Raw genomic sequence first — 12404 nt, forward strand, 5'->3', positions numbered from 1 at the left:
ATGCACAGCATGACAGGATTCGGACGTGGCGAGGCCGTTGGCAACGGGGTGGTCTGGCGCGTGGAAGCGGGCTCCGTGAACCGCAAGCAGCTTGAGCTGGTCGTCCAGCTGCCGCGCGAGCTCAATGAACTCGAGCCCGGGCTGCGCAACCAGCTCGCGGAGAAACTTTCCCGCGGTCGTGTGCAGGTGAGCATCAGTGCGGACAAGGGCACCAGCAGCGCCTCCTCACTGACGGTGAACAGCGATCTCGCCCGACAGTATGCGGCCGCCTTGTTGGAGCTCTCCAACAAGCTCGGCGTCAATCCCACCATCAGCAGCGCGGACATGACCCGCTGGCCCGGCGTCTTCACCCTGGCAGACAGCGGATGGAATGTGGACGAAGCCAAGCCCCTCATTGAGAAAGCGCTGGCCCAGGCTCTGATCGCCATGCTAGCCATGCGCCGCACAGAAGGCGACCACCTCAAAGCCGACATCAACGCCCGACTGGACGCCCTGACGGCGATGCTGCAAGAAGCCGCCGCCCTGACCCCACAGGTGGTGGCACGTTATCGCGACGTCCTGCGGCAGCGCCTCACGGATGCCGGCCTTCCCCTGCCGCTCGACGATGAGCGTCTCGTGAAGGAAGTGGCCCTCTTTGCCGACCGCTGCGACATTAGCGAGGAAATAACGCGCGCCACCAGCCACATCACCCAGTTCCGCTCCTACATGGACAGCGGCGAGCCGGTGGGACGCCCGCTCGATTTCCTCTCCCAGGAGCTGTTTCGCGAGTTCAACACCATGGGCAGCAAGGCCAACCAAGCCACGCTGGCCCAGCTGGTGGTGAAGGCCAAGACGGAGCTCGAAAAGATCCGCGAACAGGTGCAGAACATCGAGTAGCCGTTCGTTTCTCCCATGATGAAAGCTTCCTCGCTCCTCTCCCGCTGGACCTTGCCTCTGCTGATTCAGACGGTCAGCCTGGGGACTCTATCATTACATGCCGGTGGTGCGACTATCACACTGGAAGGCGGCGACCAGGGACGGGAAGCCGGGCTGGTCAGCTTTCACGCACCCGATGCGACCAAAGGCATCACTCAGCTCATCACGACGGACGGCAAGGTGCTGCCCCTGCAGAAGAGCACTGACGGGAAGAACTGGAACCTCATCACCCCTGCCATCCCCCCTGGGGCCAGGCTTGTCGCGGAAACAGCTGAAGGAAAATCAGCCGCCACGGCCGGGGCCATCCAGGTCGCCAAGTCAGGAGGTGCCTTGCAGTTTCAGACTGGCAAGCAGCCCTTCTTCACCTACCAGATGGAGGCCAGCAAAGTGCCCCCCGGCACCTCAGCAGACTTCAGCCATGGTGCCTATCTGCATCCCGTTTACTCCCCCAGCGGGAAGCGCGTCACCGGCGATTACCGGCCTGATCACCCCCACCAGCGCGGCATCTTCATGGCCTGGACCAAGACCGAGTTCGAGGGGCGGCACCCGGACTTCTGGAACATGGGCAAGGGCAAGGACGGCAAGCTGACGGGTGAGGTCCGCTTTGGCCAGCTCGACAGCGAGTGGAGCGGCCCGGTACATGGTGGCTTTACCAGCACCCATCGCTGGCTGGATCACACCAGCGGCGCGGAAAAAGAGGTGCTGCAGGAGAATTGGAGCGTGACCGGCTACACCGTGCAGATCGGCGGCACCCCGGCCTACATTTTGGACCTCGTCAGCACCCAGACCTGCGTGGGCCAGGAACCGTTGAAACTGCCCAAGTACCACTACGGCGGCTTGGGCGTGCGCGGCCCGGAGCAGTGGGACCCGGTGGACAAGGTGACGATGCTCACCTCCACGGGCGCGGATCGCATCAAGGGAGATGGCACCAAGGCCTCCTGGGTATGGCTGGGCGGTGAAGTGGACGGCACCCTCACGGGCACCGCTGTCCTCATGCATCCAGACAACTTCCGGTTCCCCCAACCCTTGCGGCTCAATCCCAAGAACCCACAACTGTGCATCGCCCCCTCTGCGGAGGGTGACTGGTCCATCGAGCCCGGCAAGCCTCTCGTCCTGCGCTACCGATTCGTGATCCGCGATGGCAAACCGGATGCCGCTTTGCTGGGCAGGCTGTTGCACGACTACGCAAATCCGGCCAAAGTGTCGGTTGCCCCCAACTGATCGACTCCAACCCCATTTCATGCCAGATCCCGCCTCTTTCCCTAAATCCCGCCTGGGAGTGCTGCTCATTGTCTCCGGCCCCTCCGGCTCCGGAAAAACCACCCTCTGCCGCCAGATCGCCGACCTGGGAGAGGCCGTGCACTCCGTCTCCGCCACCACTCGCAAGCCCCGCCCGGGTGAGATGCATGGGAAAGATTACTTCTTCTTTTCTGAGGAGGAGTTCGAGGAGAAAATCGCCCGCGGCGAGTTCTTCGAGCACGCCCGGGTACACGGCAATCTCTATGGGACGCTCAAGACCTATGTGAAGGAGAACCTGGAGCGCGGTGTGGATGTGGTGATGGACATCGATGTGCAGGGTGCCACGCTGGTGCGCGCCTGCGATGACGACCTGGTGCAGCAGTGCCTGGCCGATGTCTTCATCCTGCCCGGCTCTGTGGACGCCCTGAAGGAGCGGCTCGCCGGCCGCGGCACCGAGGATGATGAGAGCCTCGAGCTGCGCCTGCGCAATGCGCTGACCGAAATCGCCCACTGGCACAAGTACCGCTACGCCCTGGTGAGCGGCTCCCGCGAAGCCGACCTCGAGAAATTCCGCTCGCTGCTCCTCGCAGAGCGCATGCGGGTGGCCCGGCTCACCTAGACTCTCGCCGACTGATCCGACTGAACTGATCCCGCCATGTCTTCGCCTTCCTCCTCCATGCGCCCCTTTTCCAACGTCTGGTTCAAGCTGCTTACTTGTGCGGCGCTGGCCGCACCAGCTCCCATGTTCAGCCAGGAGCCTGCCAAGCCCGCTGCACCCGCGCAGGAGGCGGCGTTCGCCCAGTTCGAGTTGCTGACACGGGCCATGGAGATCATCCGCCAGAACTATGTGGATGAGAAGAAGGTGTCCTACGAGCAGCTGATTGAGGGCGCACTGGACGGCATGCTCAAGAAGCTGGACCCCCACTGCGAGTACATGGGCAAGTCGCTGTTTGAGGAGATGCAGCAGGAGCAGCGCGACACCAGCGAAGGGGTGGGCATCACCATTGCCCTGCGTGAAGGCATGCTGACCATCATCACGGTGGATGAGCAGGGTCCTGCCGCCAAGGCCGGCGTCCTGCCCAATGACCAGATCATCCGCATCGGCGAAGTGCTGGCCGATAACATGAGCACGATGGAGGCCGTGCAGCACCTGAAAGGCAAGGCCGGAGATGCCGTGCGACTGACTGTGCGCCGCCCTGGTACGAAGCAGTTTCTGGACTTCAACCTCGTGCGTCAGGCCCTGCAGGAGAGCTCCGTGCGCGATGCGATGATGCTGCACGCCCGCCTCTCCTCACCGTGGAAGATCGGCTACGCCCGCATCACGGAGTTCACCCAGGGGACGGTGAAGGACCTCTCCAATGAACTCGACCGCCTTGAGAAAGAAGGCATGCAGGCCTTTGTCCTGGATCTGCGCAACAACCCGGGCGGCCTGATCGACTCCGCAGTGGGCGTCTGCGGCGAGTTCCTGCCCTCCGGCACGGTGGTGGTGACCACGGAAGGTCGTGTTGCCACCCAGAACCCGCCGCCCTACCGCACGCCGCCACGCAATGGCAAGGCGCAGCGCAAGTACCCCATGTGCGTGCTCATCAACCACGGCAGTGCCAGCGGCTCTGAACTGGTGGCAGGAGCGCTCCAGGATCTGAAGCGAGCCATCGTTGTGGGCACTACGAGCTTTGGTAAAGGGTCCGTGCAGACCGTGCTGCCCATGAAGAACGGTGCCGCCATGCGCCTCACCACGGCCAAGTACTACACCCCCAGCCATCGCACCATTCACGAGAATGGCGTGGAGCCCAACATCGTCTCCGCGCTGACCAGCGAGGAAGAGATGAAGATCATGCAGTGGCGCACCGCCAACACTCAGGGGGAAGGGCGGTCACTCGATCTGGCCAAGCTCAATGACCGCCAGCTGGAGCGCGCCACGGATGTGCTCAAGGGCGTGATGACGTACGAGGACTTCAAGAAAGGCGATGCCAAGCCGACTGCAAAGCCGTCCGTCGAAGCTCCGGCGGCCCCCACCAAGCCTCAGGAGCCGCCCGCACCGGCACCAGCATCCGCGCCAGCGTCAACGCCTCCCGCTGCTCCCGCTCCAGCCCCTGCACCCGCTCCTTCATCAGCACCAGCGGCTGCTCCAGTGCCGTCTGGCACGACTCCACCGGCTCCTGCCCCTGCCCCCGCGCCAGCTGCCCCGGCCGCCCGTTGATTGTTTCCTTGAATCGCCTTCATGTCCGGATCCCGCCCGCCCTGCCTCCTTGCCCTGGAAACCTCCTGTGACGAGACCGCCGCGTCCGTGGTCACCACAGCTGGCGAGGTGCTGAGCAGTGAGGTCGCATCGCAGATTGAGATCCACCGCGCCTATGGCGGCGTGGTGCCTGAGGTGGCCTCCCGCAATCACATCCAGGTCATGCGCCTCGTGTGCGAGCAGGCCATGCAGAGTGCGGGCGTGGCCTTGCCCGACATCTCCGCTTTTGCCGCCACCAGCGGACCAGGCCTGGTGAGCTCCCTCCTTATTGGCAGCACCATGGCCAAGGCCCTCGCACTTGCTGAAAAGAAGCCGTTTCTCGCGATCAATCATCTGGAGGGCCACCTGCTCTCCCCCTTTATGCAGAAGCCGGGCGAAGCGGCTGGAGACACCGCCGCCCCCATCCCGCCTCACCTGGCGCTGATCGTGAGCGGCGGTCACACTATGCTCATGAATGTGCGCGGAGTGGGGCAATATGATCTGGTGGGGCGCACGCGCGACGACGCCGCAGGCGAGGCTTTTGACAAAGTGGCCAAGATGCTGGGACTGCCCTACCCGGGCGGCCCGGAGATCGACCGCCGCGCCCGCCATGGGCGGAGGGATGCCTACGAATTCCCCCGCAGCATGATGGAAGCAGGAAACTACGAGTTCAGTTTCAGCGGGCTGAAAACCGCCGTGCTCTACCTCCTGCCCAAGATTGATCTCACGGATGAAGGCACCATGAACGATGTCTGCGCCTCCTTCCAGGAAGCCGTCATCGAGGTGCTGGTGAAGAAGACCGTAAACGCAGCCCGCCAGCATGGCCAGCGGATCATCGGCGTGAGCGGCGGCGTGAGTTGCAATCACCGGCTCCGCGAGCGCTTCACCGAACGCTGCGCCAAGGCCGGCATCGAGCTGCGTCTCACCCCACCCACCTACAGCACGGACAACGCCGCCATGATTGCCTTCGCCGCTGTGCATCGTCATCTGACGGGCTATCAGTCTCCGTTGGAGATTGATGTGGATCCCAACTTGAGTCTCGTGGGGTGAGGCCCACTCTCAAAGGCGAGTCATTAATAGGAGCGAGGGACATTCTTGTCCCGGTTCGCACCAAGCGTCCGATAAAGTTACCACCGTGAGCCCGCACTCAAATGACGGAGGTTGGATTCGGGCAGCCACCGTGTGATGGCCCAACGCCCCAAGGAGCGGCGGTTTGTGCTTGCACAACCGCCGATGGCGGCCGGAGAGAGACGACTCTCAAGCCTGAAAGAAGCGGTGGGACTCATGAAGCGATTGGGATTGCGACCGTCCTACCGCTCCGCTTCCGCCCGGCGGTTGTGCTCAAGGCACAAACCGCCGCTCCTTGATGGAACTGCGAGCCTGACAGACCCTACTGCATCACGCGGAGTCCGACCTCGACTCAACCGGTGAGATGGACTCCGCAATAGCCTGTCTTGTCGCACTTCATGGGACTCGTGTGGCGACGCCTGACGTCCAACCTGCGCCGTCCGCCCGGGCGGGATTGAGTGAGCGGACGAGAAAATGGCGGCGTGGCGCTATGGGAAGCAGGGACGATACAGCACCCCACTCCGTTCGCGCCATCGATTTATTCCACCTAGTGCCGGAGCCCTGCGAGCTGCGCAGAGAACGCTTCGATCGTTTTGGGAGGGTCACCGGACGAAATCGAGCCCCGGATCCAATCCTCGTAGGTCAGGACTTTACGATCGGGCTCGGAGTAGGCAAATGAAAGCAAACGATGCCCAGCAGTGAAAACCGATCCCCTCCATCCAATGTCAAGATCTCGTCGGGACATGTCCGCCGAAGTCGGCACCAAGTATCCAGATATGGGTAACAGTGTCCCGCCAGAAACGCAGACACTGTATGATGAATCTGTGAAACCCGTGTGAAGGAGATAGACAGTCGTCCGACCTGAAGGTGAGACCAGTACCTCTGAAACGTCAGTGGTGTCGAACATTGGATCCCATGCTCTCCATTCAACGGCCAGCCGATGGCGAAGGAAATAAGCATCCCCTACCAGAAGCGCCACGGCAACGAGTGGAATGATCATCGCCCAGCGCAGCCATGAACGTCTCAGCCACACAAGTGGAACCAGACAGACCAGGCTCCAGAAGATGGGCAGCAATGTGCTGCCAGTGAACAGTTGCTGGGCAAAAACGATGGCCGTGATGATGCACAAGCAAGAGATCGCGGTCTTCATTGTGTTCATGACAGGTTTGAGTTGCGGAGAACATGGATATACAGCATCCCAATCGGTTGGTGCCAGCGCTTTGTTAGACCTTGTTGATTTAGTGGTCGCTGTATGCCTCAGGGGTATGAAAGGACATCTTGCGGAGAATCAGAACTGGAACAACTCCTTACAGAGTCGGTCCGACTGAACGAAAGAGCGTCGTCAAAGCCGAAACAGCGGACTCCGAGAGGGCATAGTGAAGTTCGCGTTCACCTATCCAGAAGTAGGCAAGACGACACTCCAGACAAATCAAGGCATTTGCACCGCTTTCAGCATGACCAAAACGCAACCCATGCCGCGGGATGAAGCAACGCATTGGCTCACCCTCATAGGTCTCATGGCAGCTCAACAATGTGCGAAGCGAGGACGCCAGATCCACGTCGAGAACGACACTCGACAAGAGAGGGACATCTCTGAATCGTGGCAGCGACCTGGTGCTCTGAGCCAGCATGCGTTCACTGAATCCCCACTCTCCCGTGAGATGATACAGCGTCACCTCGCCTGCTGACAACATGGGTGGTTCTTTCTCCATTAGCTAGGAAGCAGTTGGTTGAGCTATCGATCAAGGGATGGCACCCCCAATAGCGGAGGCCACCATCGATCTAGGACTTGAGGTTGGATGAATGTGGAGCCTAAAGAGCAGGAGGGCTAGCGGGAGTTGCCGTCCGCACCTTGATCTGCCTCTTTTGCACTGCGACCAAGCTCATGAGGACTGGTCTATCCGACTTTATGGCCGCGATTTCGCCGTCGATATGCCAAAAGAACCGCGCTGCCCGCCCCGTGGGATCAAGCATTTGAGCGGTGTCTTCATCCCCCACACACCCCAAGTCCGAATCTCTGGCAAGAATGGCCTGCCACTCTTTTCGAGTGATAGCCGGCCCACCGTTGTCACCCCAAAAATCCCTTCTCGTGATGTGAATGTCGTATCCCATCGTCTATTGCCTCACCCCAGCTTATCGCGGGACTACATGGCTGTCATGCCAGACTGACTGAATGGCCGACTCGACCTCATCACGCAAACCGGCACGGGGGCCGATGAGCAGAATCAGGAAACGGTCAAAATCATGTGAACCAAACGAAGTGTTCATCAGGCCGAAGCACACAATATCCTCAACAGACTGGCCCTCATGCGAGGTGGTCATCGTGAATGCCTCGTCGGAGGGCTGGTAGTCAGCGTCACTCTCAAGGCATGCCGTGTCGAGTGCCCATTCCCAAACACCGCAGGCGTGCCCAGCAAACACACCGCAACGACAACCAGAGGCGAACAGCGCGTGAGCCACAGTCTGACGTTCTGCATCGGTCACCGTCTCATCGTTGGAGAACACAATCGCGACATAGCGCTGGCTAGGAAATGGCACGTCGAAAGAGAACGGCCGCTCCATCTGGTGAAACCAGACTTCCTTGTTGTCCCGAGTCGTGAGCAGTTCCATGCGCGCAGTGTAGCCTAACGACCAAGCTGAGTCACGCCCTCCACGACACCGGAGATCACCGGCCTTTGGATCGCCCAAGGTTCTGCCGCTGTAGATGGCACTTTGTCAGCCCTCCGGTTCATTCTACTCTCCGCCACGTCGCGTGCTCAATGATCAATCGCCTGGACGCCTTTCGTAAATCCGTACTCTCCGGGACGGACATACCTTGTGGGACCAAGGTCTCGTTGGGATCCTGGACAAAAACCGGAAGAGCGTGATCTTCACCCAACCGCCCCCTCACTTCGACCCGCTTCATGAGCAGCGACTCCGGCCAGAAATCCACACCTTTTAGCCACACATAAAACGTGTTGCCGCGGAGCACCGCGCCGCCTTTGCGAGCCTCCGCAATGCCGACCAATGTGACGGTCTTGCCAAGCGATGCTTCAAGGACTGGCGGAGCTTGGGCCGCAGGCTTCCCAGCACAACCAGCAAGCAACGAAGCACCCAGGATTATTGAGACAAATGCGCGCATTTTTGGAAGTGCCCCTAAACTACGCTGACCTCCCGGGAGAGGGTGAGCGGAGAAAAAGCAGCTCGGCAGGCACCAGTGCCACGTGCTCCATGGGTTATGCTCATGATACTATTGATGCGCCCCACCCATCATACTCAACTCCTAGACGCTTGCAAAGCTCATGATGGGCCACGCTCTCGCTGAAAATGTCACTGACATCTAAAGCCATGCCATGAGCCATAACAAGACGAGACTCTTCAACGGAGAATTCCAACAGAGTGTATCCTCTCGTGGCCAAAACCGTCTGCATCTCCTGCAGAGCGCTCTGCTCTCCACGGAAAGTAAACTCTAGCGAGTGCAGCTTCGATGCATCACTTCCGGCCTCTACGAGATTGTCGACGACACGACGATCCAAAATCTGAAGCCATGATATTTCCGAAGGCCAAACGGACTCAAAAAAGAAGCCCCACCCATCATGCTCGGACACGTCAGTCTCGTAGTCATCGCGGTCCCCGATCCAACGACCAACCGGCGGACGAAAAGGGGCATAGTCAGCAACCTGAAAGACCAACTCCCGGCAGCCGCTGTGTGTCAGGCGACCGAGCAGCAGGCAAGGAACTGAAGCGGCATCAAGAGCTTCCACCAAACAATCCTCCATATCCCAAAGAACCTGAGCCTCTTCCCGCGCAGGGCCTCCATTGTGGTTGGGAGATTTGATCGTGATGATCACTCTGGCACAAAAGGGATACGTGCTCTGATCAATCTTGTTCGCTTCCGCGTGGAAACTTGCAATAACCGGACCGCTGTCGGTGGTGTAGGAATAAGACTCCCAGTTGTGGTTGGGACAGACGCTCATGCGGCAAGGTGGTTTGTTGTTTAGGCGAACGGAGTGTGGCACGGCGGGAACACTGTGTCCAGAGCGTTGGCAGCTCGCAATAGCCTGGCTTGTTGCGCGGCACGAAGCGCGACAGATGACTGCGTCGACTCTATCACCTTGTCAGGCCTGTGTGAGTTCGACCCCATAGAAGCTCGAATTGGCACCGCTACAGAACCAGGCGATAGGTGGTCGCTGAGTAAAATCTGGCAGACTAGAACGATGCTTCTCCCATTCTGCGGATAGCACGGGAAGCTCGGGAGACTGCTTCCTCGCAGGATCATTTGCGATCGATCGCCACTTGTTTCCGATGGCCTCGTTCTTCTCAGACCAGCAATCGGCCCAATCCGCCTCTTCTTCGGAGAGAGGGTATGCAAAATAGTAGTAGGGATTACCAGGGGCGTCGGTATCGCACCAAATCGAAAACCAGTATCGCTGGCCTTCATAAACAACCGATCCATCCATCGGTCCGTCCCACCACTCGTGATGCCACCGCATCTCAACGAGTCGCTCATTCCACTGCGGATACTTCGTAAGTTCCGATAGCGGTCGCCCTTCTTGTTTGGATTCGTAGGTCATCTGTTTTGCTTAACGCTCAAGCTGAGACATACCGCTCTAGCGGCATCTCGGCTCTAGCGATTATTTAGCCCTCTTCTTCATAGAGCACTTTTCGAGGGGGATCTTGATCGAGAAGGCATTCGGCAAGCGCGGCCTCGAGCTTTCCTGCTGAAATCGGATCAACCTGCGAGAGGATTTTAAAGCCCCTGATCTTCAGAATCTCCGGCATCCGTTCTTCGGGATCATAAAACATGTTTTCCGCGAGGCCAAACCAGCTCCTTGCGTACAGCGGAGGAAATCTGAACGTGTCCCACAAACAATCGAACAGGCTGTCTTCATTCGTACAGCCACTCAGGTCCAAAGTAATCTCAGCAGGATGCATTACCTAACGTCTAAATTGTGGCGACGGCGAGCGCAAGACTCTGCTGACACGATAGGCTGCTACAACCCCCGCCGGCGTCCAGTTCACTCTCGTTCGTGCCGTGGTCGTTGTCATCGTGGTGCAAGCTCGCAATAGCCTGTCTTGTTGCACCTTCAGTTGTCGGCGACAGTAGATGATCGAGTTGGACGCAGGAGGAAGATGAAACGCAGTAAGTAGACAATGCCTGCAACACCAATCCAGAAAAAGCCATTCGCGGCAGCGGCTCGATGGCGACACTGCCAACCTTCGGTCATCTGCCAATCGCCCGGCGACATAAGTTCGGCAATGACCATGCCGGGCAGAGCCGGAAGGGCGATATATGGGTACTCGTGATTTCGATAGCTGGCTCCATGCACGAGTTCGTCCTGGTATTTGCCCCAAGCTCCCAACGAGGATGCCCAGCACAGCTGCCGTCAAAAGGCCAGTTGCTATTCTTCTCGCTGTTATGCGGGGAGTCACGTGTTAACCGGACTTGCAGATATGTCGGCTAAACGCAGAATAAATCAATGGTGCTATGGACAACCGTTTTGCAGCCCCGCAATAGCCTGTCTAGTTGCATCTGACTACGCGCGGCACGGCCGCTTCGGAATCATCGCCTCGTAGGCCGCGTGGTTCAGTTTCAAACTCTCCTCAAATCGAACGCGTTCTTCGTCCGAGCGCCAATTGAGTTTCCTGTCGTGCCCCAGACTTTTCCGGATCCTGTAGGCCCAATCATGCTGAGCTGCCGATTCCGGGGTACCCCAGCCTTCAGCAAGCGCCACCAGTTCCGCTGCCAAGGCTTCCGCCTCATGCTCAGAGACGTCAAAGGCCTCAACAATCAGGCACTGAACCGTTCGCACAAGGGGTGTGACAGGAAAAATGCCCATAGGATTTGCGCCTAAAGTCAGAGGTCAGGCACCTGCCGGGAGCTGGTTGCCTCCATCATATTGTTATTGTTGGTCATTACGAAAGCCGGACATCTCGCGCGCGACCTGCCCGCGAGGAAGTGATAAAGGCTCGACAAGAGTGTATTTGCTTCAGGACTGCCAGCGTCTACAGACTTCACCGGTTCTTGGTCGCAGTCGCGTTCACAAATCAGCGTCCAGCTGGATCGCTCCCTGGACAGAAGTTTGGTAAGGGCGCTGCGAAATGCTTTGATTGAAACCGTCGGGAACGGGACCGAACTAGGCAAGGCGGGAGCAAGTCGAATAAGAACGCTTTTGCCATTGAACACACCAAACTGTGGGTGGTATGGCATCAACCCGTCAACTAGACCCAGCGGAATTCCGCTGTAAGAGAGCACCCGGATACTGGAGGCTCCCAATGCGTAGTTCAGCGGCTCAACAACGACCTCATTCGATCTCTCCACGATCATGATCAGGTCTAGCACATCAGGTCTACGTTGGAAGGAATCCACAGGAGCTGTTTGTTTTGGTCGCAACCATACTGCCATGACAGAGCTTGTTCAGCAACCTCGCAATAGCCTGTCTTGTTGCAGCCCCTATTGGGCACCTTGATATCGTTCATTGTGGTACGTGATGAAGCGCTGGCCCACGGGATGGTCTGGATTTATCCTCAGTTTGGAGGCGTCAAGCTTGATGGCAAAGTAGTCCAGCTCCGCGTGATGTGTCGGACATACACAAAGAATGTTCTGGACAATATCAGGACCGTGATGCAAGCCACCGAGAGGCTGAATGTGATGCGCCTCCGAATAGCTTTGGCCATTCCTTAGTTGGATGCGATAACCGCAAATCTGACAGCAATTGTCATGCTTCAATTTCACCCATCGCGCGAGAGTGGTGTCTCGCAACAGCCGGTAGACATGAGTCAACTCGCTCTCTACTGGCGACAAATCGAGGTCTGACGACTCTGGTGTGAGCGGTATGGGCGCAGGAGCCTTGCACCCTCTGTGAAGTGCTACAGCCTTAAACTTTGGCCTAGTCCGCGCATAATCTACAGCGTAGCTTTCAGCAGACTCACGGGTCGAAAACAGAATCCAACCACCGTTGCCCCCAATCTCGCCAATTGGTTT

Annotated in this window: 12 protein-coding genes; 6 read left to right on the top strand and 6 right to left on the bottom strand. The window is 58.7% G+C overall.

The genetic code is table 11. The features are described from left to right. Nucleotides 1-9: 9 nt before the first annotated feature. The 6 genes from BV034_RS30905 to BV034_RS30930 all read left to right on the top strand — a co-directional run bounded on the left by BV034_RS30905 (nt 10) and on the right by BV034_RS30930 (nt 6768). Entirely contained in the window at nt 10-876 is an 867-nt protein-coding gene (locus BV034_RS30905) for a YicC/YloC family endoribonuclease (protein ID WP_265593664.1), read from the top strand. A gap of 15 nt (nt 877-891) precedes the next feature. Further along, entirely contained in the window at nt 892-2136 is a 1245-nt protein-coding gene (locus tag BV034_RS30910) for a PmoA family protein (RefSeq protein WP_050030798.1), read from the top strand. 19 nt (nt 2137-2155) lie between these two features. Beyond that, nucleotides 2156-2773: a guanylate kinase gene (gene gmk, locus BV034_RS30915; protein ID WP_038159291.1), complete on the top strand. Its 618-nt coding sequence runs from the start codon at nt 2156-2158 to the stop codon at nt 2771-2773. Nucleotides 2774-2809: 36 nt separating this feature from the next. Further along, nucleotides 2810-4354, top strand: a complete 1545-nt coding sequence (locus BV034_RS30920) for a S41 family peptidase (RefSeq protein WP_081888252.1) — start codon at nt 2810-2812, stop codon at nt 4352-4354. Nucleotides 4355-4375: 21 nt separating this feature from the next. Then, a complete protein-coding gene (tsaD, locus tag BV034_RS30925; RefSeq protein ID WP_050030800.1) occupies nt 4376-5422 on the top strand; it encodes a tRNA (adenosine(37)-N6)-threonylcarbamoyltransferase complex transferase subunit TsaD in 1047 nt (348 codons plus the stop codon). A gap of 1010 nt (nt 5423-6432) precedes the next feature. Beyond that, nucleotides 6433-6768: a hypothetical protein gene (locus tag BV034_RS30930; protein WP_050030801.1), complete on the top strand. Its 336-nt coding sequence runs from the start codon at nt 6433-6435 to the stop codon at nt 6766-6768. An 805-nt stretch (nt 6769-7573) separates the two neighbouring features. On the opposite strand, the gene BV034_RS30945 is transcribed toward BV034_RS30930, so the two are convergent. The 6 genes from BV034_RS30945 to BV034_RS30965 all read right to left on the bottom strand — a co-directional run bounded on the left by BV034_RS30945 (nt 7574) and on the right by BV034_RS30965 (nt 11259). Further along, a complete protein-coding gene (locus BV034_RS30945) occupies nt 7574-8050 on the bottom strand; it encodes a hypothetical protein (RefSeq protein ID WP_050030804.1) in 477 nt (158 codons plus the stop codon). 611 nt (nt 8051-8661) lie between these two features. Further along, nucleotides 8662-9396 (bottom strand): DUF695 domain-containing protein, encoded by a 735-nt coding sequence (locus tag BV034_RS30955; protein WP_050030806.1) that lies wholly within the window; start codon nt 9394-9396, stop codon nt 8662-8664. 141 nt (nt 9397-9537) lie between these two features. Beyond that, the gene (locus BV034_RS36595; RefSeq protein ID WP_265593665.1) at nt 9538-9993 is read right to left on the bottom strand and encodes a hypothetical protein; all 456 of its coding nucleotides are present in this window, start codon (nt 9991-9993) and stop codon (nt 9538-9540) included. A 64-nt stretch (nt 9994-10057) separates the two neighbouring features. Continuing rightward, nucleotides 10058-10354 (bottom strand): barstar family protein, encoded by a 297-nt coding sequence (locus BV034_RS30960; RefSeq protein ID WP_050030807.1) that lies wholly within the window; start codon nt 10352-10354, stop codon nt 10058-10060. 152 nt (nt 10355-10506) lie between these two features. Continuing rightward, nucleotides 10507-10686: a hypothetical protein gene (locus BV034_RS36600; protein ID WP_265593666.1), complete on the bottom strand. Its 180-nt coding sequence runs from the start codon at nt 10684-10686 to the stop codon at nt 10507-10509. A 270-nt stretch (nt 10687-10956) separates the two neighbouring features. After that, the gene (locus tag BV034_RS30965) at nt 10957-11259 is read right to left on the bottom strand and encodes a hypothetical protein (RefSeq protein WP_050030808.1); all 303 of its coding nucleotides are present in this window, start codon (nt 11257-11259) and stop codon (nt 10957-10959) included. Between the last annotated feature and the right edge of the window lie 1145 nt (nt 11260-12404).

Origin of the sequence: Verrucomicrobium sp. BvORR034 (assembly GCF_000739635.1) — a bacterium.
Taxonomy (GTDB): domain Bacteria; phylum Verrucomicrobiota; class Verrucomicrobiia; order Verrucomicrobiales; family Verrucomicrobiaceae; genus Verrucomicrobium.

Excerpts from the sequence above, each read along its gene's own strand:
- BV034_RS36595 (WP_265593665.1), bottom strand. The coding sequence starts at position 9,993 with ATGACCTACGAATCCAAACAAGAAGGGCGACCGCTATCGGAACTTACG.
- BV034_RS30960 (WP_050030807.1), bottom strand. The coding sequence starts at position 10,354 with ATGCATCCTGCTGAGATTACTTTGGACCTGAGTGGCTGTACGAATGAA.
- tsaD (WP_050030800.1), top strand. The coding sequence starts at position 4,376 with ATGTCCGGATCCCGCCCGCCCTGCCTCCTTGCCCTGGAAACCTCCTGT.
- BV034_RS30945 (WP_050030804.1), bottom strand. The coding sequence starts at position 8,050 with ATGGAACTGCTCACGACTCGGGACAACAAGGAAGTCTGGTTTCACCAG.
- BV034_RS30955 (WP_050030806.1), bottom strand. The coding sequence starts at position 9,396 with ATGAGCGTCTGTCCCAACCACAACTGGGAGTCTTATTCCTACACCACC.
- BV034_RS30905 (WP_265593664.1), top strand. The coding sequence starts at position 10 with ATGACAGGATTCGGACGTGGCGAGGCCGTTGGCAACGGGGTGGTCTGG.
- BV034_RS30965 (WP_050030808.1), bottom strand. The coding sequence starts at position 11,259 with ATGGGCATTTTTCCTGTCACACCCCTTGTGCGAACGGTTCAGTGCCTG.
- BV034_RS36600 (WP_265593666.1), bottom strand. The coding sequence starts at position 10,686 with ATGGTCATTGCCGAACTTATGTCGCCGGGCGATTGGCAGATGACCGAA.
- BV034_RS30910 (WP_050030798.1), top strand. The coding sequence starts at position 892 with ATGATGAAAGCTTCCTCGCTCCTCTCCCGCTGGACCTTGCCTCTGCTG.
- BV034_RS30930 (WP_050030801.1), top strand. The coding sequence starts at position 6,433 with ATGATCATCGCCCAGCGCAGCCATGAACGTCTCAGCCACACAAGTGGA.
- BV034_RS30920 (WP_081888252.1), top strand. The coding sequence starts at position 2,810 with ATGTCTTCGCCTTCCTCCTCCATGCGCCCCTTTTCCAACGTCTGGTTC.
- gmk (WP_038159291.1), top strand. The coding sequence starts at position 2,156 with ATGCCAGATCCCGCCTCTTTCCCTAAATCCCGCCTGGGAGTGCTGCTC.